Annotated in this window: 17 protein-coding genes and 2 tRNA genes; 9 read left to right on the top strand and 10 right to left on the bottom strand. The window is 54.4% G+C overall.

Annotated features, from left to right (window positions below):
- The 4 genes from AL01_RS00585 to guaA form a co-directional block, all read right to left on the bottom strand.
- The gene (locus AL01_RS00585) at nt 1–1,308 is read right to left on the bottom strand and encodes a restriction endonuclease subunit S (protein WP_077395337.1); all 1,308 of its coding nucleotides are present in this window, start codon (nt 1,306–1,308) and stop codon (nt 1–3) included.
- On the bottom strand, nt 1,305–2,771 hold the full coding sequence (locus AL01_RS00580; protein ID WP_077395336.1) for a class I SAM-dependent DNA methyltransferase: 1,467 nt from the start codon (nt 2,769–2,771) through the stop codon (nt 1,305–1,307). Before AL01_RS00580 ends, AL01_RS00585 begins: the two co-directional genes overlap by 4 nt.
- A complete protein-coding gene (gene hsdR / locus AL01_RS00575; RefSeq protein WP_077395335.1) occupies nt 2,772–6,152 on the bottom strand; it encodes a type I restriction-modification system endonuclease in 3,381 nt (1,126 codons plus the stop codon).
- Between the two features lie 155 nt (nt 6,153–6,307).
- A complete protein-coding gene (gene guaA, locus AL01_RS00570; protein WP_077395841.1) occupies nt 6,308–7,903 on the bottom strand; it encodes a glutamine-hydrolyzing GMP synthase in 1,596 nt (531 codons plus the stop codon).
- 162 nt (nt 7,904–8,065) lie between these two features.
- Between guaA and AL01_RS00565 the strand changes: the two genes are divergently transcribed.
- The 5 genes from AL01_RS00565 (at nt 8,066) to AL01_RS00545 (ending at nt 12,884) form a co-directional block, all read left to right on the top strand.
- Entirely contained in the window at nt 8,066–8,443 is a 378-nt protein-coding gene (locus AL01_RS00565) for a hypothetical protein (protein WP_077395840.1), read from the top strand.
- Between the two features lie 100 nt (nt 8,444–8,543).
- Nucleotides 8,544–8,620 (top strand) — tRNA-Arg (locus AL01_RS00560).
- A gap of 31 nt (nt 8,621–8,651) precedes the next feature.
- Nucleotides 8,652–8,728 (top strand) — tRNA-Arg (locus tag AL01_RS00555).
- 152 nt (nt 8,729–8,880) lie between these two features.
- A complete protein-coding gene (gene lysA / locus AL01_RS00550; RefSeq protein ID WP_077395334.1) occupies nt 8,881–10,206 on the top strand; it encodes a diaminopimelate decarboxylase in 1,326 nt (441 codons plus the stop codon).
- Nucleotides 10,207–10,211: 5 nt separating this feature from the next.
- Nucleotides 10,212–12,884, top strand: coding sequence for a DUF4175 family protein (locus AL01_RS00545; RefSeq protein ID WP_158075903.1), 2,673 nt, complete (start codon nt 10,212–10,214; stop codon nt 12,882–12,884).
- Between the two features lie 116 nt (nt 12,885–13,000).
- Here the strand turns inward: AL01_RS00545 and AL01_RS00540 are convergent, their stop codons facing one another.
- The 3 genes from AL01_RS00540 to AL01_RS00530 all read right to left on the bottom strand — a co-directional run bounded on the left by AL01_RS00540 (nt 13,001) and on the right by AL01_RS00530 (nt 17,588).
- Nucleotides 13,001–14,512 carry a Ppx/GppA family phosphatase gene (locus tag AL01_RS00540; RefSeq protein WP_241502637.1) on the bottom strand — a complete coding sequence of 504 codons (1,512 nt, stop codon included), beginning with the start codon at nt 14,510–14,512 and terminating at the stop codon, nt 13,001–13,003.
- Between the two features lie 2 nt (nt 14,513–14,514).
- The gene (locus tag AL01_RS00535) at nt 14,515–16,647 is read right to left on the bottom strand and encodes an RNA degradosome polyphosphate kinase (RefSeq protein WP_077395837.1); all 2,133 of its coding nucleotides are present in this window, start codon (nt 16,645–16,647) and stop codon (nt 14,515–14,517) included.
- A 236-nt stretch (nt 16,648–16,883) separates the two neighbouring features.
- Complete coding sequence (locus AL01_RS00530; RefSeq protein WP_408735430.1) at nt 16,884–17,588, bottom strand: DnaA/Hda family protein; 705 nt, start codon at nt 17,586–17,588, stop codon at nt 16,884–16,886.
- A gap of 166 nt (nt 17,589–17,754) precedes the next feature.
- Here AL01_RS00530 and purM point away from each other — a divergent pair, with 166 nt between their 5' ends.
- On the top strand, nt 17,755–18,813 hold the full coding sequence (gene purM, locus AL01_RS00525) for a phosphoribosylformylglycinamidine cyclo-ligase (protein WP_077395835.1): 1,059 nt from the start codon (nt 17,755–17,757) through the stop codon (nt 18,811–18,813).
- 8 nt (nt 18,814–18,821) lie between these two features.
- A complete protein-coding gene (gene purN / locus AL01_RS00520; protein WP_077395331.1) occupies nt 18,822–19,406 on the top strand; it encodes a phosphoribosylglycinamide formyltransferase in 585 nt (194 codons plus the stop codon).
- 95 nt (nt 19,407–19,501) lie between these two features.
- On the opposite strand, the gene ndk is transcribed toward purN, so the two are convergent.
- A complete protein-coding gene (ndk, locus tag AL01_RS00515; protein ID WP_077395330.1) occupies nt 19,502–19,924 on the bottom strand; it encodes a nucleoside-diphosphate kinase in 423 nt (140 codons plus the stop codon).
- Nucleotides 19,925–20,037: 113 nt separating this feature from the next.
- On the opposite strand from ndk, the gene AL01_RS00510 reads away from it, so the two are divergent.
- On the top strand, nt 20,038–21,951 hold the full coding sequence (locus tag AL01_RS00510; RefSeq protein ID WP_077395329.1) for an ABC-F family ATP-binding cassette domain-containing protein: 1,914 nt from the start codon (nt 20,038–20,040) through the stop codon (nt 21,949–21,951).
- Nucleotides 21,952–22,021: 70 nt separating this feature from the next.
- On the top strand, nt 22,022–23,200 hold the full coding sequence (locus tag AL01_RS00505) for an AI-2E family transporter (RefSeq protein WP_077395328.1): 1,179 nt from the start codon (nt 22,022–22,024) through the stop codon (nt 23,198–23,200).
- A gap of 35 nt (nt 23,201–23,235) precedes the next feature.
- Here the strand turns inward: AL01_RS00505 and AL01_RS00500 are convergent, their stop codons facing one another.
- Both AL01_RS00500 and AL01_RS00495 read right to left on the bottom strand, forming a co-directional pair.
- On the bottom strand, nt 23,236–23,646 hold the full coding sequence (locus tag AL01_RS00500) for a hypothetical protein (protein ID WP_077395327.1): 411 nt from the start codon (nt 23,644–23,646) through the stop codon (nt 23,236–23,238).
- The gene (locus AL01_RS00495) at nt 23,630–24,784 is read right to left on the bottom strand and encodes a DegT/DnrJ/EryC1/StrS family aminotransferase (RefSeq protein ID WP_077395326.1); all 1,155 of its coding nucleotides are present in this window, start codon (nt 24,782–24,784) and stop codon (nt 23,630–23,632) included. The genes AL01_RS00500 and AL01_RS00495 overlap by 17 nt, the downstream gene beginning before the upstream one ends.
- Between the last annotated feature and the right edge of the window lie 2 nt (nt 24,785–24,786).

The raw sequence follows: 24,786 nt of genomic DNA, 5'->3' as shown, positions 1-24,786 counted from the left end.
TCAGGCTTTCTTTCTACGTCCACGTTTGGGTTGGGGGGCGGCCGCACGCTCTGCCCGGATACGCTCCAGCAGGATGCTAGCGGGCTCATCGTTGGGGTCTTGTGGTACAAGCTCTCCCCTAAACGCCTTCGACAGCACCGCCTGATCAAGCTGCTCAACCAGTTTACTGACACTGGTGGTAGTGACAACAATGTGGTCAATCCAAGCGAAAGCGGATTTTATGCGACGAACAATTTCCTTCTGCTCTTCTACCGAAGGAAGCTCAAAATAAAACTCTGCCAATTTCTTAGCATTTATGTTAGCTTGATTAACACTACCAGTTTTTACTCTCCAACTATAAGCACGACCGTATGGAGAATTTAGACAGTATGACAAAAATTCAGGAAACAATTCTTCCTTGCACTGAATCTTAATGATATACCCAGCGTAAATCGCTTCCCGCCCTCCATCAAAACATGCAGTTTTCCCAACTAAGACAGGACTATTAGTTCTATTAAAGAGCACATCTCCTTTTTTTAATCTATACTTTTTAATTTCTATAGGATCATCAGTAAAAACCAATTTTTCCCAATCAAGCTCACCATCTTGGATATTTCCCATACGAAGAACTGGTACTCGTCCTTCTGGAAGAGATTTTGCTGACGAACCATAAGAAAATCTCTCAACTACGTCGCCCAATCGAACACCGCACGATACTGGCAATCCCCGAATCTTGCGCCACTTATCCGTTAGATGACCACTAAAAGCGGCAGACAGTACTGCCTCCTTGTATTTCTTAACAAGAAAAGAAATCCGATCGAGATGGTTGCGGGCGCGTCTAGATTTATCAGTGAGACTATTGATTTTCACTACAATTCGTTGCTGCTCGGGTAAAGGAGGAAGGAATAAACAAAACTTTGCAATATCCTTGTAATTAACTCTCGGTCTATCCCCCTTATTATGCACACTTACAAAATTTAAAAATGATTTTGTCATAATGTTAATGCGTATAAAATCTGAATAAACGCCATATTTAGGCTCAAGCACAAGTATTTCAGAAGAAGCAACACCAGTAAAATTAGGGCAAATTACTTTATTCAAATAAGGACGTAAACGGCTATAAAGAATATCACCCACCTCGAAACAAACAACGGAACTTTTAACATCAGATGCTCGACCAATATATGAAAGTTTAGAAGTATGAGGCTCAATATCATTGAGGCCAATAAACGGTCTGTCTGGAACGCTTCTCGGATCAACCTTCTTACTTTTTAAACTTACCAAATCGCCCACAAGTGCCTCTACCCATCCCCTCGGCAAGCCGTTCATTCGCCTACCTCCGCAACAGTAGCATTCTCTTCGGCTACACCCTCTTCCAGCTCCTCCGACAATGCTTCAATATCTTCCAATGCTGCTCTTAGATGGCCGATAATCGCAGCAGCAATATCCTCAGGCTCAGTCAGAGCCTCCTCGGCCTCTGCCTCCGTGTTGCGCAGCCAGCTGATATCGAGACTGTCATTGCGCTCGGCAATGGCGGCCCGGTCGAACCTGCGCCAACGACCGTCCTCTCCCTGATCCTGCCGCACGGCCTTGCCGTTGGCATCAACACCGTAAGCCTTTTCGAAATCCGCAAAATCATCGACTTTCAACGGACGTGTTTTGCCAAAGGCCGGCATATCTGCCCGCATGTCATAAACCCAGACAGCCTTGGTGTTGCCCTTGTCACTTCTGCCCCGCTGAAAAAACAGCACATTGGTCTTGACGCCCTGCGCATAGAAAATACCGGTCGGCAGGCGCAGAATGGTGTGCAGATCGCACAGATCCATCAGCCACGTGCGCAGACGGCGGCCAACATTGTCCTCGAACAGTACATTATCAGGCACAACCACAGCCGCCCGCCCGCCAGGAAGCAATCCCCGGACAATATGTTCAACAAAGGCAAGCTGTTTGTTCGATGCATCTGCCGTAATTGAAAAATCGGAACGAACCGGGCGACCACCACCTTTCTTCGTTCCAAAAGGCGGATTGGTAAGGATCAGATTTGCCTTGGGCAGAACCTCTCCATCAGGAGAAAGTGTGTCAATATTCTCCATTCCGCCCTCGATGCCATGCAGAAGCAGATTCATCAGGCTCAAACGGTTGGTATCCTTTACCAGCTCCGCACCGCAAAAAGCATTATGACGCTGGAAGAAAGCTTCCTGTTCAGTCAGCGTATAAAGATCGTCCGTATGGTCCTTGATGTAGCGATCAGCTGCGACAAGGAAACCTGCCGTTCCTCCGGCTGGATCCTGAATTATCTCTCCCGGCTGCGGCTGCATCAGCCGCACAATGCAGTCAATCAATGGACGAGGCGTAAAATACTGCCCAGCACCAGACTTCTTGTCAGAAGCGTTTTTTTCCAGCAGACCCTCATAAAGATTGCCCAGCCCTTCTTCACGCGCCGAGAACCAGTCAAGCCCGTCAATGTGGGTAATCAATGTATTGAGATTGGCCGGTTTGCGCAAACGTGTCTGCGCATCAGTAAAAATGGCACTGACCAACGTATCCTTTACCTTGCCAAGAGCAAGCAGCATCTCCTTGTAATAATCAAGCTGCGCCATACCCTCGCTTTCGACCAGCGTTCTCCAGCGCCAGTCATCTGGCAGTCGCTCTTCCTTGCCGGTTTCTTCAAGCATCTTGAGGAACAGAAGATAGGTCAGCTCCGTTACATACTCGTTATACGTAGTGCCGTCATCGCGCAGGACATCACACAGCTTCCAAAGCTTGGCAACAATATCAGTAGTGGCACTCATTTACGCAGTCCTCTTCCACAATGCCCGATTGATCTCGGTAAGAATACTTTCCAAATTCCCATCAAACACCCGATCCAGACGTTTGAAGCCACCATCAGCAATAAACGGCTCTTTGTCGATGGCGGTTCGATCCACCACTATTTCCTTCTCAATCTGCTCACCAATCCGCTCAAGCCAGCGTTTTTGCGGGCCTGTCCATACACGCTGCGCCATGATGCTGCGTATGGCCGCCCGCACCCGGTCTCCATAAGGAAGAAGAGGATCACCCAAGGCAGCCTGGCGGACAAAACCTATGATGGAGGCAGCAATCTCCTCGTTCCGAGCTTCCGCCCAAGCGCTGCGCAAATTGGCATCGGAAAAACCCCGGGCATCAAGGGCAAGGCGCAGTTCCTTCAGGTCTGCACGCGTCAGGTCACTCGGACGCTGAACAACCAGTTTCAGTGCGGCAATGGTATTGATATTATCCCGCACGAAGGCAGAGAAACTGTTCAAAAAATCTTCCGGTTTTTCAGCATTACCATACCCCCGAGACATCCCCACAAGCTGATCCTCATGGCTGGAAATCGGAATATAACGGGGCGTCCCATCATCCTCCTGCCAATCAAGGATGGGACCAACTCCAGTGCGGTCCCGCAACCAGGCAGCAAGGTCCGATACATCCTCGGACATAACCCGCTGCAGCATGTCCTCTGGTGGCTCACCTGCTATAACTTCGAACTGCTCTTTAGCCGCCAAAGGCATTTTATTAATCCGGCGGCGCAGTTTTACCGCAAGCTGCTCACGGATGGTTTCCTGCTGCTCCTTGCTTTCCACTTCCGTCATTTCCCGGACAAGCTGGGTAAAGCTGATTGACGGATTGGTAACGACCGGCTTCATATTGGTCAGGCCCTGAAGATGCGGATAGAGGTCAACAGCATCAAAAATCCGGAAGACTTCTTTCCCTATTTCCGGGCATTGGCGTGTTGCACGGCCGATCATCTGCTCATAGAGGATGCGGCTGTTTACCCGACGCAGGAACACGAGATTCGTGATCTTGGGTACATCAATGCCGGTTGTCAGAAGATCAACCGTCACTGCAATTTTCGGATTGGCATCATTGCGGAACGAACGGATCACGTCCTTCACCTTGTCCACGCTACCCGTGATCTTTTTCACGGCGGCGTCATCAATGCTGCCATATTGCTCTTCAAAGGCTGTCTTGAGCGCATTGACCACCATATCGGCATGGGCATCCGTCGCAGCAAAAATCAGCGTCTTTCCATCCTGCTCCGGATCAATTTCCCGCACGAGTGCTTCTGCAACAACACGATTAAATTCTGGGGTGAGCACCTTCCTATTAAAGGCTTCAACCTCGAAACAGAGTTCATCTGGCGCATGGGCCAAGTCAACACTTCCCGTCCGAGTATTGAACAGTTCGAGCTCCTCATCCTTTTCAAACTTGATTCCATCACGCGCCAATGCCGTCTCGATACGGATAGGTGGCTCATGGTCGATCAGAAAACCATCAACCACAGCCTCACGATAGGAATACATAAACACCGGAGCACCGAAAATATCCGTGGTATGCAATGCAGGCGTAGCTGTCAGGCCAATTTTTACCGCATCAAAATGGTCCAATACACGCCGATATTTGGAGATATAATCATCCTGTCCCCGGAAACTCATCTCCACATCAGACATTTCCCGATCAAGCAGATAACCACGATGACATTCATCAATGACCATCAGATCATATTGATCAACGGGCGGTGCTCCCTCCCCATCATCAGTCAGCAAGACACGTCTCACCAAACCCTGAATCGTACAGATATGGATTTTCGTATCCATATCCGGCACCACATCTTCCAACCCCTTGAGACCGAAAATATCAGCAAAGGTTCTACCTGCCTCGATCTTGGTTGTGGAAAACTCACCCTTGGTCTGCTCGCCCAGGGCACTGCGGTCAACCACAAAACAGATCCGCCTGAAACGCTTAGCCGATAACAAGCGATACAGCATAGCAATAGCGAGCTTGGTCTTTCCCGTACCGGTTGCCATGGCAACGAGGATAGCACGTTGCTCCTCTGACAAGGCAGCTTCCACGGCACGAATGGCCTTTTCCTGATAAGGGCGAAGTGCAAAACCGAACTCGAAAGGCTGCTTCTTCAAGGCAGCATCGGCTGCGTCCTGATCAACTTCGAGCAACCGGCCAAGGCCTTCCGGTGTCATCCAGTCCACTAAGGCGCGGCGATGGTTTGCTGCACGGCGCACATCACGAAACCAAATACCACTCTCCGTCTGTAGCTGACGGAGATAGGGACGACCATTTGCACTGAATACGAAAGGTATCTTATACTCACCCCACGGGCCACCTGTATACGTAAAGTCAGCACTGTCCTTGATGGCGGCCGCATACCGCTCAGCCTGATCGATCGCAGCAGAGACATTCTTACGCTGCCGTTTCGCCTCGACAACCCCAATCAGGGTTGTGCCAACAAACAGAGCATAATCGGCTCTACCCTCGGCAACCGGCCACTCAGCAATGGCAAGATTACGGCCTTTGACTGGACGAGCCCCTTTGGAATACTTCAGCTTGAGGGTATCAGCTTCCCATCCATGGTCACGCAGTTGCTGGTCTATGAGGGCACGGGTCTCCGCCTCGTCAAGATCAAGCCTTGCCGCAGCCCTTGCGCCTCGTTCCACAAGTCTGCTTGCCTCAGCACTTGGGAGAGTCTCTGCCCTGTTCTGAAGCTCAACAAGTTTAGCCGCAACTGCCGCCCTTTCAGCATCAATCTCTTGAGCCAGAGCCTCCCATTCTGCACGGTCCTTCGCCTCACGTGCCAAACGCTCCGTCAGTGCCTCGCTAGCACGGGCCTGCTCTTCGGCCTCCAAACGGGCGCATGCTGCAAGCCCCTCGTTTTCCGATACCTTTTGTCTGAGCTCCATTATTTCCTTATGCAGAGCCTTTGTTGCATCGACAGGCTCGCGCGGCGGCACAAAAGCACCAGGCCGAAAATCCGGTATATGCCCATATGTCTGATGGAACCAAACACCAAGCGAGCGGGCAAGTTTCAGGGCTGTAAGAGCAACAGAATGACCGCCCGTTCCCTCATGAACAGCGTTATTACCCTCTTTCCGCAGGGTATGAAAAATATCCGCAGGTTCCTTCGGAATCAGCCGATCGTATGAAAGACGTCGCAGAGTTTCCTCAAATGTTTCGCGCTCGTCACGATAAACAGCGTGGCAGGCTGCAACCAGCTTGGCTAGCAGTTCAGCAAACTGACGCAACTTGATAAGTGCGGTGGAAGGATCAGTAGGGAAATACTTTTCTGCGAGACCACCGAGCTTTACCAATCGCTCGTCATGCTCCTTCAGGAAATTAAAGTTCAGCGACTCAGCCATATTTTCAAACCACCCTGCATCACCATGCTACCCTGCACAGCAAGATACCAAACCATAAAAAGAATATTCATCCAGCAGCCCGAAAGGCAATGCCCCCGACAATAACATAAAAAAAAAGCCCGCATCACTGCGGGCTTTTTTAATAATCTACGAGATCATTCCCACTCAATCGTACCCGGCGGCTTGGACGTGATGTCATAGGTGACGCGGTTGATGCCACGCACCTCGTTCACGATACGACCGGCGACACGATTGAGGAACTCGAAAGTGAAGGGGTAGACCTCAGCGGTCATACCGTCCGTGCTGGTGACGGCACGCAGAGCACAAGCCTGATCGTAGGTACGATCATCACCCATCACGCCCACCGTGCGAACAGGCAGGAGAACTGCAAAAGCCTGCCAGATTTCATCATACAGACCCGCCTTGCGGATTTCTTCCAGATAGATGCTGTCCACCTTCCGCAGAAGGTCCAGCTTCTCCCGTGTGATGTCACCGGGAATACGGATGGCCAGCCCCGGCCCCGGGAACGGATGCCGTCCGACAATATGCTCCGGCACGCCAATCTCACGACCCAGCGCACGGACCTCATCCTTAAAGAGCTCACGCAGCGGCTCGACCAGCTCCATGTTCATGCGTTCCGGCAAACCACCCACATTATGGTGGGACTTGATGGTCACGGACGGCCCGCCATTAAAGCTGACACTTTCGATCACATCCGGGTACAGCGTCCCCTGAGCCAGAAACTGTGCTCCACCCAGCTTAGCGGCTTCCTGCTCGAAGACTTCAATGAACAGGCGACCAATGGTCTTACGCTTCACCTCCGGGTCCGTCACGCCAGCCAGTTCACCAAGGAACAGGTCGGACGCATCACGATGGACCAGCTGAATATTGAAGCGGTCACGGAACGTCTTCACCACCTCATCGGCCTCACCGGCACGCAGGATGCCCGGATCAACGAAGATGCACGTTAGCTGATCGCCAATGGCATCGTGAATCAGCTTTGCAGCAACGGAACTATCCACACCGCCAGAGAGACCGCAGATCACCTTGCCATCACCCACCTGCTTGCGGATACGGGCAATTTCGAGATCACGGAAACCAGCCATCGTCCATGTGCCAGAGCAACCTGCCACGTCATGCGTGAAATTGCGGATCAGCTCTGCACCATGCGGCGTATGCACCACCTCGGGGTGGAACTGCACACCGTAAATGCGGCGTTCCTCATTAGCGATGATGGCGAATGGTGCCCCCTCGGAATAAGCAACAGCCTTAAAGCCCGGCGGCAGAGCCGTCACACGGTCGCCATGGCTCATCCAGACCTGCTCACGCCCGCCCTGTGCCCAAAGACCATGGAACAGTGCACATTCCTCGGCAACATCAATATAGGCACGACCAAATTCACGATGATCATGCGTTTCCACACGGCCGCCCAGCGTATGGCAAAGAACCTGCTGGCCATAGCAAATACCCAGAATGGGGCGGTTTAGCTCCAGCAACCCTTCTGGCAGGGTTGGTGCATTGTCATCATGCACACTGGCCGGACTACCAGAGAGAATGATGCCCCGTGGGTTAAACTCACGGATTTTCTCCAACGAAGACGTGAACGGCCAGATCTCGCAATAAACCCCGCTTTCCCGCACACGGCGGGCAATCAGCTGGGTTACCTGACTACCGAAATCCAGAATCAGGATGCGGTCTTCATGGAGAGATTCATCAAGCTGCTGAAGGGTATCTGCGTTTTTCTGCGTCAAGTTTCGGGCCTCGCCTACTGGATATGGCACAATGCTCAATTCGTGCTAGTCTCTATAGGACGATAGGCCGCCAACGTCATCCTTATTCTCCATCGGTTTTTACCTTTTGGAAAAGATTTCTCCGGCAGCTTAGACTCTCAAATGTACATTCAGGAACTGCGCATGCGTCCCGCCTTTCTTACCTGTCTGCTAAGCCTCTGCACTCTTGGGGCCTGCTCTTCCCTTCCTAACCCTGCCTCTGACCCCTATGGCCTATGGATGGGCAAACTTGTGACCGAACAGGGCCTCTGCCCGACTGATGAGATGTCCTCTCTCCGTATTCGTGGGCATGAGATCGTCTTCAATCCCGGCATGAGCTCATCCATCCTCCGGGGCACTTACGAGAAAGGCCAGCAGCATTATCTGGCAGAGTTAGTTGATAAAGGAATGAACGGCACCCCTTACCGGCAGACTTTTAACGGATATCCGGTTGGGACCGCTATTGGCGGAACATACACATCCCCACGCTGCCGTGCTCATGTTTCTTTGGTCCGCCGCTAAACCTCATCATCAGGCATCCCACTGGAAAATATTTAAAAAAAACTTCTTCAGTGGGGTTGCGCCACAGGTCGAGACCGGATAGAAGCCTCCTCAACACGGCGCACCCGTAGCTCAATTGGATAGAGCACCAGACTACGAATCTGGGGGTTAGAGGTTCGAGTCCTCTCGGGTGCACCATGTTATTATAGGCCCGGTAATGCGGGCTGCTGCACCCGTAGCTCAATTGGATAGAGCACCAGACTACGAATCTGGGGGTTAGAGGTTCGAGTCCTCTCGGGTGCACCACATTCTCTCTATATCTCCAAAATCGTCGTTTCGTCCCACTCCTCGCCTCTGGCAAAGAGTTCGGCGTCACTTTGCGGAAACTCCATCAAGGTCTCCGGTTTCCTGCGGGTTACACCTTCCCATTTCGGCTGCTGGTCTGTAATCATGCAGTCATGACTTCGACACGTCCCGACCCTACATTACAGACCCTCCTAAACAACCATTCCAATCTGTCCTACGAAGGCAGCAAAGGACTGGTGATGGATGGCACCTCCCTTACAGATATTGCGAAACAGCATGGTACACCTAGCTGGGTTATCAGTGCTGAAACGCTGCGCCGCCGTGCCCTTGCCTTGCAAGATGCCTTCAAAACGCAAAATCTGCCTGTTCATTGCCATTTTGCTGTCAAGGCACAAGACCATCAGGCCTGCTTAGCTGTACTGGCTCATTGTGGGTTTGGGGCTGATGTCGTCAGTGGTGGAGAACTGCAACGTGCTCTTGCCGCAGGCATGAAAGCCCGTGACATCGTCTTTTCCGGCATCGGCAAGACTGATGAAGAGCTGGAACTGGCCATTTCCCAACAGATTGGCCAGATCAACGTCGAGAGTGTGGAAGAGCTACACCGTCTCGATGCCATCGCACGGAAGATGCAACGCCGTGCCCGCATTGCCTTCCGGGTCAATCCCGATATTGATGCCCAAACCCACAGCAAGATCACGACTGGGCGGGCAGAAGATAAATTCGGCATCGCCCATGATGCCATCCCTGCCCTCTACCGCAAAACCCAAACAGAAATGACCGGCGTAGAGCTGGTCGGCCTTGCGGTCCATCTCGGCAGCCAGATGGTCACGGAAGCCCCTTTCCGCAAAGGGTATGAACGGATCGCTTCTCTGGTCCGCACTCTGCGGGCAGACGGCCTACATGTCAGCGATATTGACTGCGGTGGTGGCTTAGGGATTGCCTACCGGAACGAGCAGGCCCCACCACCTACCATGCTGGCGAGTGTCATTGCCGAAACGCTCGGCGACCTAGATGTGCGGTTGCATGTCGAACCGGGCCGCTGGCTGGCCGCCCCTGCGGGTGTTCTTCTGGCCCGTGTTATTGATGTAAAAGACGCCGCACGCCGCTTTGTCATTATTGATGCTGGCATGAATGAGCTAGTCCGCCCGGCGATGTATGATTCATGGCATGGCATCCTGCCCCTCCACACACCTGAGGACCTCACCGCAGAGGAAGTTGTAGATGTCGTTGGCCCCATTTGCGAGAGCAGCGACATCTTTGCCCGCCAGCGTCATCTCCCCCCTCTAAAGAAAGGCGATATGGTCGCCCTTCTAGATGCTGGGGCTTATGGAACGGTCATGAGTTCTACATATAACTCACGGCCTCTTGCCGCACAGATCATGATTGATGGTGACCAACAGGCTGTCATCCGCAAACGCCAGACACTTGATGAGCTTCTTGCACAGGAAGCCGTCCCCGACTGGCTGCCCCGCACCTGACGCCCGTGAAGGCCGCACTTCTCCCTCCTCGGTTTGCCCGCATCCAACGGAAGGCCTACCGCCGGCTCCGGCTGGAACAATGCTGGCACTATGCCCGCTGGCCCGTGCTACTGGCTGGCCTTTGGGGGTGTGCGGCTCTTCTCCATCTCCCTCAGTCACTCCCAGATAGTATCCATTTCCTACTAGAGGGCCTCACCTTCGGGAGCGTACTGATTTGGGCAGGGCGAAGAATCTATCACCTTCCTCCCCCTTCTGCAGAGCAAATTGATCAACGGATCGCCAATGATTCCGGGCTGAGCTTTCCACCTCTTGCCGCTCTAACTGACCGCCCTGCCTTGCCTGAAGGTCTCTCAGAAGACGAGATACACAGGGAGGGGCAGCTCTGGACCATCCACCGGCAAAGGCTCCTCGACTCTCTGGCGACACTCCGCCTCCGCCACCCACATCTCTTTCCTCATTGGACAGGATGGCTGACAGCATCCCTTATTGCCCTCTGCCTGTTCATACTTGGGGGTGTTGCCGGACCGCAGGCAGGGCTGCGCTTTAAGGCAGGGTTTATCCCCGGTATGGATGATGATGCTTCGGCTCTCCCCGCCATGCAGGCCTGGATCGACCGCCCTACCTATGCACCCGGCCCACCTCTCTTCTTAACGGCACATAGCCTTCCCCTCTCCCTACCGGAAGGTGCACAGCTGCATGTTGTCGTGGAATCCTCATCCGCCTCTCCTCACCTGCATGGAGCCATCCAGAACCGCAGAACTTATCTGAAAAATGGCAGCTGGCAGATTGAAGGCATCCTACGAAAGAGCGGAACCGTCAGCCTCTCTGTCCGCGGCCGTAGATTAGGCCGCTGGCATCTTCAAATCAGCACCGACACACCGCCGGATGTTCAGTGGACCGCCAAAGCCGGTGCCACATCGCAGGATTGGTATACCAATTTTCCATGGTCTGTTGCCCAACCTCACGGTGTCGCTACGCTGGAAGCCAGATTGCAGCCCATCATTCCTCCAGCACACAAACCAGACCCAGCTCACGCTGTGACCATTCCTCTACCATTAGAGAAGCGGCCCACCAAAGCAACAGGAACAACCCGGCTTGACCTCTCCGACAGCCCCTTTGCCGGGCTGGAAGTTGTCGGGCAACTCTGTGCCCGTAGTGGCTCAGGAAAACAGAACTGCTCCCCGTTCCAGACATTCCGCCTTGGTCATCGTCCTATGCACGATCCGCTAAGCCGTGCGCTGCTGGACCTACGTTTGCATCTTGCCGTTGGTCAGATAAATCAGAAACAGGCCGCTCATATTCTGGCCCTTCTGACGGAACTACCCCTCTCGCCGGACCTCTCCTCACCGCTGGTTTTGCTTCAGCGGCAGGCAAGCCTCGGCATGTCAGACCAATCGTTAATGGAACAGCTCTGGTTCACAGCTCTTTATGCTGAGGATAAAGCACAGTCGGGGCAAGCCATTGCAGCCTCCATGCTGCACGTGCGAGCTTTGCAGAATGCCATCCGGCTGCATCTTCTCGCTCTTGGGGAACATCCCTCTCCGCCCCCTTCGGATGAACAGCAGAAGCTGCATGACGAGCTAGGAGCCCTAAAAACCGCTCTTGATGAGCACATGGCGTTCATCTTCCAGAAAGCCAGCCAGAATGGTCTTGTAATGCCCCTACCCGGTGGCAAAGGCATGCCTTGGATCCGTCTCGCCGGACAGGTCCAGTCCGATGCCCTTGCTGGACGGACGGCGCAGGCCCTTGAACATCTACGCAACATGGTGGAACCCGCCGAACAGCTCCGGCAAGCCACCTTGCCCGATATGCAAGCACTAGCGGCCTCCATGCAGGCACAAGCCGAAGCTCGTACACAACGTCTGGCCTTGCGGGACCTCATCCGGCAAGAAACAGACCTGCTAAATCATGCTCAGAAACGCCTTTCTTCGGAGCAGCCCAGTTCAGACGACAGGGAAAACCAACATAAGGATGTCTCCCAGATGTCCACGGCCGAGCTACTCAGTCAGCTAGGCATGGCCCCCGCTGCGACTGACAAATCTTCTTCCACGTCCCCGTTAAATCAGGATATCGTTCTGCTTCATGCAGATGATCGGCAACAGGACCATGCCACACAATATGCTCTGCGCCTTCTGACACAGGCACTCAACCACCGTGGTGAAACGCTGACGAAGAAGAAAATGCCCAATCTGCTAAAAGCAGAAAAAGATATGGGGGCTGTCCTGAAAAGCCTTGCCACTCGTCAGGATGAGGAGAGCGTAAAGAACATTCAAACCGTTCTAAACGACCTTTCCCAATCCCGGCATGACATGAGCAAAAACCAATCTGAGGCCAGCCAAAATAGTAAGGGACGCTTGGGCTTTATTCCGCCGCCCTCATCATCCACCGCCCCGGATGAACAGAATGGCAGCCCCGCCGCCTCCCCGGAGGATGATCCGAACAGCGGGCAGGATGAAGATAGCCATGACGAAGAACAGAAACAGCCGGATAATCAGGACCCGTTAGGCCGCAAGCTGGATGACAGCCCCGATTCTGATGCCCATATCCCGGATCATGAACGCAATCGTACCCACGACATTGAGCGTGAGCTACAACGGCGTGCCTCCGATCGTACTCGTCCGCAAAGTGAGCTGGACTACCTAAACCGGCTACTGGCTCCCCTCCGCCAGCCACACTAAGCAGCCCGTAAAGAAACGTCAGCCGGCCTAACAGCCACATAAACAAAAACGGAACCAGCACCCATCAATGATGCTGGTTCCGTTCCGAAACCACTTATCGTTTTAAGCAGTATCCTTCAGCGCAATAACGGCTTCCTGCCGAGTGCTTCAGCCAACCGTTCTAGCTGGCGTGAAATGGCACTACCACCAGACCGCAGACGGCTTCCATGCAGGCTAAGCACCAATTTATCATCTTTCATAGCTAGATGTGTGCCCTCTAGCAGGCCTTCTGTCCCGGCACAGAGCGTATAGACCAAACGCAGAGCCAGCCCCAGCCGAACAGCCGCATCATAACGTTCCTTGCTCAACAAACGGCGTGAAGGCTCCAGTACGGGATCATCCCGATTAATTTCATACCGCACACCCAGCACGAGGGCGAGAAAAGCCCGGGCCTCATGAGAGAACCCAACGCCATGACAGTACAGAATCCGCCGGTATGTCTGTTCCGCCCGATATTGCGGATGATCGTAGGAACCAATGTCAGACACGATACAGGCTAACCGAAGCTGAGCAGCCAAAAAGGCATCCTCTACCCAATCTAGCCCGGTCAAGAAGACGGGAGAGACCCATGTAATAAGCGGTTCTGCCAGAGAAGCATTACGACCAAGCCGCCCCGCCATTTCCCGGGCCAGAGCCTCCATAGGGTCTTCCTCTGCCACGGAGGCCGCAACCTCACGCATGTACCACCCCTCACGCAGACCTTCCGCACTGAAAACAATTTCCCGTGCATCCGTCCGATCCAAAAGGGCCAGAAGAACTTGCGCTGCAAATGGTGCATCAACCATCCGCTTGCGTGGCACATTGCCAACCTTTTCTATCTGCTTGCGGCTGGCACCGATGACCCAATTCGCCATCTCCTCCGCCTCGGCACGATCAAGCCGAAAGAGGTGCACCATATTCAGCGGGTAATCCATGCGGGCAACATGCAAACGCGCCAAAGCACGGAAAGCACCACCCACTAGATAGAGCGGCTTGCCTGCCACTGTTTCCAACCACGACACATCCGCCAGTGTCTTCCGGGCGATTTTACCGGCCTCCTCCATATCCTCCTGCGAACGCTCCCGCAGGCGAATCACCCCAAGCGGGGTTGTCCCGGCCTCGAAATAGGCACCATCCCGGACACGGATAAGCTCCAGCGAGCCGCCACCAATATCAGCAACCACACCATCAGCGTCTGGCAGAGCGCAGAGAACTCCGGCGGCTGAATAATCAGCCTCTTCCTCGCCATTCAGCACCCGAAAGCGGGCCTCAGGCATCCGGATGCGGGCTTCTTTTACGAATGCATCCCCGTTACGGGCATCCCTTACAGCAGCCGTGGCCAGAACATCGAACGGTTCCACTTTCATGGCCTGACCAATGGCCTGATAACGAGCTAGCACCTCCAATGCACGGTCGATGCCTTCCTCGCTCAGCATACCCGTGGCCTCCAGCCCAGCACCGAGGCGTAGCGTGGCCTTTTCGTTAAAGATGGGAACGGGATTGCGAGCAACCCCCTCATACACCACCATCCGCACGGAGTTTGAACCAAGGTCCACGATTGCAGACCGGCGAGACGGCCTGTCCTCCCACTGCGCTGCCATATACACCATTCTTACGCCTCCTTCGCAGGCCCTTCCCCATCTTCGGAGTCCGGCCGGGGATTCGCCGGAGTATCTACCTCTCCATTTGACGCAGAGGCTTGTTCCATAAAATAGTCGTGAGCGGAAAGGGGAGATTCACCGGGTTCGACACGTTCCCACCGACCATCCGGCAACATGACCCAGCTATGCAATGTGTCATGCACATTCACAACCATGATCTCATCCAGAATACGAGCATGGGCTTTCATGTCCGTAATAGGCACCATAGCTTCAATACGACGGTCCATATTCCGTTTCATCCAGTCCGCCGATGCAATGAAGAGCTTGGCCTGAGGGGAAGGCAGTTCATAGCCATTCCCAAAGGCAAAGACACGCGCATGCTCCAGATACCGCCCAACAATGGAGCGTACCTCAATCCCTTCGGAAAGACCCGGCACACCCGGCCGCAAGCTGCACATACCTCGCACCACGATAGTGATCTTCACACCAGCCTGTGCAGCCTCGTAAAGCAGGTCAATCAGCTTCCTATCTACAAGACTGTTCATCTTGAGCCATATCTGCCCGGGACGCCCAGCGCTGACATGCTCCATCTCCTCCCGCACCAATTTTTCCAACGTTGGCCGGATGGTCAGCGGAGAGAAAGCTACAGCCTGAAGCTCTGGCACGGCAGCACCGGTAATGCAGTTGAATAACCGGGCACAGTCATCAACAAGTGCGGGATCACAGGTGAAATAAGAAATATCAGTATAAATCTTAGCCGTATTGGGATGATAATTGCCTGTCCCGTAATGGGCATAAGACTGGAGATGGTCACCTTCCCGCCGGACTACCAAAATCATCTTGGCATGAGTCTTATAGGCAGCCAGACCATATACGACCTGCACGCCTCTAGTCTCCAGCATACGAGCAAGACGGATATTGGCCTCTTCATCAAACCGGGCCCGTAATTCTACCTCGGCCGTAACGGCTTTACCGGCTTCAACTGCCTCAATCAGCGCATCCACAATCGGGCTATCGTGCGATGTCCGATAAATGGACTGCTTAATAGACAGGACGTCCGGGTCTCTAGCTGCCTGCCTGAGGAAATGCACGACCGTATCGAATGTTTCGTAAGGATGATGGACGACTAGGTCCTGCTCCCGAATCGTGGCGAAGTAATCACCATCATGCTTCAGGACACGCTGCGGAATACTACCATGATACGGCTTAAAGAGCAGGTCCGGCCTATCGGAAACAATAAGCTGTTTGACATCACCCACCCCTACCATTGTGGGGAGATGGACCACATCATCCTTAGCAACCCCCAGCTTGCGGATGAGATGCCCGGGCAAATGGCCATCTATCTCCAGATGAATGCAAGCCCCACGCCGCCGCTCCTTCACAGCCTTTTCAAAGCTGTTGAGCAGGTCTTCGGCGTCCTCTTCCAGCTCTACATCAAGGTCCCGGACCAGACGCAACATACTGGCACGGACCGCATCAAGCCCCGGATAGAGACGCTTGGCAAAATGGGAGATGACATCTTCCAGCAGAACGAAACGGATTGTCTCATCCTTATCCGGCAAACGGATGAAACGAGGCAGCTTCTCTGGCAGAACCACCATGCCATCCAGCATGTGGCGATCTGTCTTCGGGTTTTTGAGGCGAAGAACCAGAGCCTGCCCACCACTGAAAATGAATGGTAATGGATGGGTAGGATTCAAGGTAAGTGGCGTCAGGACAGGAAAAAGCTGCTTATCAAAATAGGTGGAAAGCCATTCCTGATCATGATGATGGAGCTTCTCAACATTCTTGATGAGAATGTTCTCACCCTGCAGCTCCTTCACCATGTCACCCCAGATGCGCTGCTGCTCCTTCTGAAGGTGCCATGCCTGGTGACGGACCGTTTCAAGCTGCTGGGCCGGGGTCAACCCATCCGGGCTTTTCTTACTGGAACCAGTCTTTAGCTGGTCCACCAGCCCCGCAACACGGACAGCGTAAAATTCATCCATATTGCCAGCACTGATGGAAAGAAAACGCAGCCGTTCTAGGAGAGGGACATCCGGGTTTTCAGATTCGTTTAAAACACGCTGGTTAAAATCCAACCAACCCAGCTCACGATTGATGAAACGGGCCGGATGTTTCTTATGCACGGCCTCGCTCGCCATATTCGTCTCTGTAAACGCCATATTCTCTATACCGGACATGACAATCTCCTCACCTGACTGGTCAGCGGGCATGATCCTGCCCATTTTTACCCCGATTAAGACCGTATTCCTGTCGGCATGACAATTATTAACATAGTATTTCAGCCTTGCAGGCCCCTTAGGAGATTAGGGCTGGACAGGCTTTCACCATCGCAGAAAACTACGAACTGCACCACTTGAATTACGCCCCCTCCCCGTCACTCTTCCTCACCGAGAAGGTCACTTAAAACATCTATGGCAAGGGCACGGCTTATCGCACTGCCCCGCCTCATGGCGGCATCATCCAACCGCTGCACGGCCTGCACCAAAGCATCGCCTGTCCTAGGCAGACGCCGCCAGAGCCAGTCTGTAACGGATTGAGGCACAATCAGCTGTCGCTCGGCCAGCAGGGAAAGCAGCAAGGTTGCCCGCAACTCATCCTCCGGCTCCTCCAGCCCTGCCGTCATGGTCGCCCGAAGCCGACTCGCAAGGTCCGGCAAATGGAAAAACCGGCGTGCTGGTGGATGCCGTGAGGCCATAAGAACCCGCCGTCCCGCCGCATGGGCACGGTTGAGCAAGTGCAGCAGGGCTACCTCCTGCGTCAGCCCTTCCAGATGGTCGATCACAAAAGGCGTCACATCTGGTTCCAACTTCTGCCCAGCTACCAGCAACGCACCGTCACCATCGCAGGATAAAGCCTCAGCATCGAACTGCACCGCCCGATGCTGATGCGCCCAAATATGTAGCAGATGGCTCTTGCCTGTTCCCGCAGGCCCCCAGAGCCACAGCCGCCCCTCCGGCCAGCGAGGGCGTGCTAGCCAAACCCGTGCAGACACATTGGAAGACCCAGCAATAAACCGTTCCGCTGAGAAAGGACGGTCCTGTTGAAGGTCCAACGCCAACTGTACCTGTGCACCTGTCATCGCTGCTTCATCCGTCCCCTCATTGCGGCCCATCCCTCCCCATCTTAGGATGAGGTTTCCCATTCTTTCACAGAACCGAAAGGATTTGACGGTCCTGCACATTCCGTCTTTATGCAGGATGCTCTATAAAGGGGCCAGCATCAACCAGCAGGAACACCATACCCCCATGACCAAGACATCCGCCTCCCCCAGTGCCAGTTATGCCGCCGCCGGTGTGGACATCGAAGCCGGAGACGCTCTGGTTGACGCCATTAAGCCGGCAGCCAAAGCCACGGCTCGCCCCGGTGTCATGGGCGGTCTGGGAGGCTTCGGCGCTCTCTTCGACCCCAAGGCCGCTGGCCTGAAGGACCCGGTCCTCGTCAGCTGCACGGACGGTGTCGGAACAAAACTTCTGCTCGCCATCGAAAGTGGCCTGCATGACGAAATCGGCATTGATCTCGTTGCCATGTGCGTCAATGACCTGATCGTACAGGGTGCTCAGCCGCTTTTCTTTCTAGACTATATGGCAACGGGCAGTCTTTCCGTTTCCGTGGCACAACGCATCATCAAGGGCATTGCCGCTGCCTGTAAGGAAAGCGGCTGCGCCCTTGTAGGTGGAGAAACAGCCGAAATGCCGGGCCTCTATGGCAAAGGACATTATGACCTTGCGGGCTTCAGCGTTGGTGCTGTGGAACGTGACGCCATGCTGCCCGCCACCATCCATGAAGGCGACAGCCTCATCGCCCTGCCGTCCTCTGGCGTTCATTCCAATGGCTTCTCTCTCGTCCGCCACATCGTGGATGCCGCTGGCCTGAGCTGGAAAGACCCCGCCCCCTTCTCTCCGAAGCAGACACTGGCCGAAGCCTTCCTGACACCCACACGCCTTTATGTCAGCACTGTTCTTGCCCTGCATGAGAAGAAGCTAATCAATGGCTGTGCCCATATCACCGGTGGCGGCCTGCCGGGGAACCTCCCCCGTGTTCTGCCCGAAGGTCTTGGCGTGGAAGTAGACGGCCAGAGCTGGCCAATCCCCGGCATCTTCTCATGGCTAGCCGAACAGGGGCCTGTCAGCGAGGAAGAAATGCTGAAGGTCTTCAACTGTGGCATCGGCATGGTGCTGGTCACAAGCGAGCCAGAGAAGGTCATGGCAGAGCTGGAGCAGCGTGATGAAGAAGCCATGCTGATCGGCCGTGTCGTTCGCAGCAGCACACCATTCCGCCTCATTTCCCCGCTGAATCTGGGCTGAGCCGGGCCATGGTGAAGAAGACACCCATCGCCGTTTTCATCAGCGGTCGTGGTAGTAATATGGTCGCCCTGATGGAGGCCTGCGCTCGCCCGGACTTCCCCGCCGAGATTGTTCTTGTCCTGAGTAACAAGGCCGATGCTGCCGGGCTGGAAACAGCCCGTAAGGCGGGCATCAAAACACTCTGCGTACCTCATCAGGAGTATGGCAAAGACCGTGAGGCCCACGAGCGGGCATTGGACAAAGCCGTGCGGGATTCCGGGGCAAAGCTGATCTGCCTTGCCGGATATATGCGAGTACTAACCCCTTGGCTGGTCCAGCAGTGGGAAGGGAAGATGATCAACATTCATCCCAGCCTGCTTCCTGCCTTCCCCGGCCTACACACACACGAAGCCGCCCTGAAGGCTGGAGCCAAAGAACATGGCTGCACCATCCATCTCGTCACAGACGGTGTGGATGAAGGCCCCATTCTTGCACAAGCCCGTGTTCCCGTTCTGCCCGGCGATGATGCGGATACTCTGGCCGCTCGTGTTCTGGAACAGGAACACCGCCTTTACCCGGAAACGCTGCGTCAGTTCATTGAAAAACGCTTCTGATTAGCCTTCAACACGAACAACAAAAAAGGGAGCCATTTCTGGCTCCCTTTTTCTATGAGGCCTAAGCCTCAACCTGTTTCCATTTACGGAATGGATCAGGGCAGGATTTCTGTCTCAGCAAAGAAGAAAGAAATCTCACGCTTGGCGTTCTCGAGGCTGTCGGAACCATGAACGGAGTTCTCGCCAATGCTCTGGGCATAGAGCTTACGCACGGTACCTTCAGCAGCTTCAGCCGGGTTTGTGGCACCCATCACGTCACGGTGGTGAGCAACAGCATTCTCGCCTTCCAGAACCTGCACAACTACCGGAGCAGAGCACATGAAGGACACCAGCTCACCAAAGAAAGGACGCTCCTTGTGAACTTCGTAAAAAGCACCAGCCTGCTTCTCCGTAAGCTGGATGCGCTTCTGAGCCACGATACGCAGACCGGCATTCTCGAATACAGTATTCACCTTACCGGTCAGGTTGCGGCGTGTGGCATCAGGCTTGATGATGGACAGCGTACGTTCCAGAGCCATAAGACCCTCCTCAATAATAGATGTCTATAATCAGCCTCCCCTAGAGGAAAAAACCCGGTTCTGGTAGTGTTGCAGGTATCTTTTTTCATATTTTCATGTCCTGAGGGGCCTGCGTGAGCTTACTGACCATTACCGACCTTACCTTACGCATCGCAGGCCGCACCCTGCTGGATCAGGCGTCCCTTACCATCGAACCCGGACGGCGCATCGGGTTGATCGGCCATAATGGGGCCGGAAAATCCACCCTTCTAGCGGCCATTGCAGGGGATATTGCACCCGATGGCGGCAGCATTACCTTTTCCGGCCGTGCCACGATGGGGCGGGTGAAGCAGGAAACACCATCAGGCGACCTCTCTCTGCTGGAAACAGTGCTAAACAGCCACGAGGAACGCACCCGCCTTCTAGCCGAGGCTGACAGCACGACCGACCCAACCCGCCTAGCAGATGTGCATGAACGTCTCCTTGCCATTGATGCCCATAGTGCCCCAGCCCGGGCCAGCACCATTCTGGCCGGTCTGGGGTTCGATCAAGAGGCACAGAAGCGGCCTGTTAATGACTTTTCCGGCGGCTGGCGGATGCGTGTAGCACTGGCCAGTGCGCTCTTTCTGGCACCCGACCTGCTACTACTGGATGAACCAACCAACCATCTGGACATCGAAGCCACATTATGGCTGGAAAACTGGCTCGCCCGCTTCCCCGGTGCCGCCTTGATCGTCAGCCACGACCGTGCGCTGCTGGATAACAGCGTGCAAGCCATTGCCCATCTGGATCAGAAGAAACTTTCCCTCACTCCCGGCGGGTATGAACGCTTCGTGCAGATACGCACGGAACAGCGGCTCCAACAGAATCGTCAGGCTGAAAAGCTGGCAGACCAGCGGGCAAAGATGGAAGCCTTTGTGGCCCGCTTCCGGGCCAAAGCCACCAAAGCAAAGCAAGCCCAATCCCGCTTGAAGGCTCTAGCACGCCTTCCGCAGATTGATTCGGTCGTGGAGGAAACACCCACCCGCTTCTCCTTCCCTGATCCCGGTGCCCTGCCACCGCCCATGCTGAAACTAGAGGATGTCTCTGTCGGTTATGGCGAGACAGCCATTCTGCGCCGCCTTTCCCTCCGACTGGACAGTGACAACCGAATCGCCCTGCTTGGACGGAACGGACATGGTAAATCAACCTTTGCCAAATTGCTGGCGGGTCAGCTTTCCCCTATGTCGGGCGAAGTACAGGCCTCATCCCGCCTGCGGGTTGGCTATTTTGCCCAGCATCAAACGGATGAGCTTATTCTGGATGAAACGCCCGTCCAACATATGGCCCGCACGCTGAAAGATGCCACGCCGCCACAAGTCCGTGCCCAACTGGCCCGTTTCGGCCTGGATGCTGAACGGGCAGAAACACCTGTCCGTAATCTCTCCGGTGGTGAAAAGGCCCGCTTGCTCCTCGCACTAGCAACCCGCCATGCACCTCATCTTCTACTCTTGGATGAACCAACCAACCATCTGGACCTTGATGCCCGTGATGCGCTCATCCGCGCTCTTGGAGAGTTTGAAGGGGCCGTCATTCTTATCAGCCATGATAGCCATCTGGTAGAATCCGTTGCTGATCAGCTCTGGATTGCCGAGAATGGCACAATCACACCCTTTGATGGCGACATGGATGATTACCGTTCATGGCTGGATGAGCGGGCCAAACAGGCCACGCAGGACAATCAACGTCAGGCGTCCCGCACCCAGAAGGACACAGCCAGCACGACACAGCCAGACAAAAACCAACAACGTGCCCAGCGCAAGGAACAGACCCGCCAACTGGCCCCACTTCGCCGCAAAATCCGTGATCTAGAAACCCGGCTGGAACGGTTGGAAAAGGCCAAATCTCAACTAGAAGCTAAGCTAGCCGACCCGAACCTTTATCAGTCCAGCCGTGCGGAAGATATTGCCACGCTGAACAGTGACCTTGCCCTTGTCAGTCAAAAACAGGAAGAGACGGAAATGCACTGGCTCGAAGCACAAGATGAACTTGAAAATGCTACAAATTGACCTGGCGTGAAATAACCCACATTATTCTCTGCGTCATTTCTGCCGCCTCTTACAGGAATCTCTCCCGCCAATGCCATTCTTCTTCAGCCGCCCTCCTGTTCCTGTAGCCCAGCAGACCCCTACCAATGCCTTAGACCGCATCTACGGCATAATACGTTTAACACTCTGCCTATCACTCATCATGCTGGCTATCTGGCTGCTGGGGGAGGTTCTGGCTGTCCTGTTCGCTGCCACGCTGATGGCTATTGTCCTGCATGGGTTGGCCCGTATCCTACGGCGACACATGAAATTCATCCCCTATCCGATTGCCGTCAGTCTTGTGGCTCTCTCTGTCATCGGGCTTATGACAGCTCTTGTATGGAGCAACGGCCCCGCCATCGGGGAGCAGTTTGTCGGCCTCAAGAATGCATTGGTCGTGCAATCGGGTGATATGCGTTATCACCTCTCCCAGACAACCATCGGCCAGATGGTTCTAAATCACCTGCCCGTTTCTCTGGGAGGTAACGATAGTACCACCCCGCTAAGCAGCTTCGGTTTCGGGATTGCTGGGTCCGTCACTGGTCTGCTGGGCAGTGCCTTTGGCCTAGTGGGCACGCTCTTTGTTGTGCTGATCTCGGCCTTCTATTTCGCCGTGTCCCCCTCTCTCTATATCAACGGGGTTCTTAGACTCGTACCGCCCCATCAGCGAGAGTCTGCCCGTGACCTCCTCTATAGTGCGGGTAATACCCTTTGGGCATGGACAGCGGGACAAGCTCTGGACATGCTGGCGGTAGGTATTTTCTCCGGTATTGGGCTGTATCTAATCGGCGTGCCGCTAGCTCTTGCTCTGGGCGTTGTGGCAGGACTGTGTAACTTCATCCCCTATATTGGGGCCATTCTCGGCGCCGTGCCTGCCCTACTGATAAGCCTTTCCCTCGGCACACGAGAAGCTCTTTTCGTTGCGATTCTCTATAGTGTTATCCAATTCTGCGAGGGGAATATCCTTGCCCCGCTTATCCAGCGGCGGGCTGTCCATATGCCGCCTGCCCTAGCCATTCTATCTCAGAGTGTTTTTGGTTCCATCCTAGGGGTACCGGGGCTGGTTCTTGCCTCGCCCATCACCGCTGCACTGCTGGCCGTCTTTGATAAAGCAACCCCACCGCTTGCTGATGCGACCAAAACCCAGCTGGAAACCAATGAACTGACCCAACAGGAAATCATCAAGAACAAACAGGAAAAGTCTGACGCCACAAAAAGCAAGAGCGAATAACAGGTCTTAACAAAACCCAGTTTTACAGATACCTTTTAATCAGGCAGGTGAAGCGTTCCACGTTCAAATGAGCGCATCCGATACGTTCCACCGGCCTGAGTTTGAATACCCACCACATCAGCACCGTGACGGAAATGCCATGCTGATAGAATGATGGTCCGCCCATCGGCACTGGTAAGCTGATAAACAGCCTCCGCCGGTGTGTCCTTCGGCGGTACTTCACCAGCAATACCCCATCCTGTCTGATGCTGATGCAACCACTGGTTCATGGCTCCAATCTCGTCTGCCATGAGGTTGCGTTCATCTCCGGCTTCATACAGGACCCCACGGGTGACATCGGGCAAGTTCCATGGCCGTAGGATAGGCCATGCAACCGTCCAAATCAGCACAACCGGCACAATCACCGCTACCGCAAAAACCAGAAGAAACTTATTGTTGCGGCTCATCCTGTTCCTCCGCCCATTGACTAATCACCGCCAGCACATACGCCACTGCCTCATCTGAAAGATCGGCATGAATCGGCAGAGCCAACACATGCTCTCCTATCCTTTCTGCAACTGGCAGGGCAATCCCATCATGCTGCGCCTGATAAGCAGGCTGCTGATGCAAGGGCTTAGGATAATAAATGGCCGTAGCAATTTCAGCCTCGGTGAGACGATCACGCAGACTGTCCCGCAAGGTGCGGGATGGCAGACACACACAATAAACAGCCCAAGCACTTTGACTATCTGGCACCCTCACGGGCGGACGAACCAAAGAAGGTAAAGCTGCATCATAGGCCCGTGCCACACCCTCACGCCGCTTTAGCTCATCCTCAAAAACATCCATCTTGCTCAGCAAAACAGCCGCCTGAAGGCTATCAAGCCGAGCATTCAAGCCGATGCGCTGCACTTCGTAACGCTGGCGTCCTTCTCCATGACTGCGCAATGAGCGATAAAGAGCCGCTTTTTCATCATCATCTGTCAGTACGGCCCCACCATCACCATAACCGCCCAGCGGTTTGGAAGGGAAAAAGGACAATGTGGTGGCCCCAGCCTCATGGCCCAGCTTCCGCCCCTTATAGGAGGCTCCAAAAGACTGGGCGCAATCCGCCACAAGAAACAGTCCTTCCCGGGTAGCAAAACGATTCAGCTCATCCCACGGAGCCGGTTGTCCGAACAGATCCACGCCTATGATCGCCTGCGGCCGTACCTGCCCTGCTTGACGAATGGCCTTAAGACGCTGCTCTAGCGAAGGCAGGCTGATCTGAAATGTCTGTGGGTCCACATCCACAAAAACAGGTACAGCCCCTAGCAAAAGAACCACCTCTGCCGTGGCCGTATAGGTAAAAGCAGGTAGAAACACCGCCATGCCGGGACCGATGCCCTCTGCCATCAAAACCATCAGCAAAGCATCCGTGCCGGATGACACGCCGATAGCATGACGGGCCCCGCCATAACGGGCCAGACGTTCCTCTAGCTCCGTTACCTCCGGCCCCATCACAAAACGGCAGTGAGCGAGGACACGGTCCAGCCGCTCCCGCAGGGCAGCACCAAGACGCTTCTGCTGGGCAGGTAGATCGAGAAAAGGAACAGGCCCGGACAAGA

It is taken from the genome of Bombella intestini, assembly GCF_002003665.1.
In the GTDB taxonomy this organism is placed as follows: Bacteria; Pseudomonadota; Alphaproteobacteria; order Acetobacterales; family Acetobacteraceae; genus Bombella; species Bombella intestini.
The sequence above is the reverse complement of the archived record's forward strand: the minus strand, read 5'-3'. Positions and strand labels throughout refer to the sequence as shown.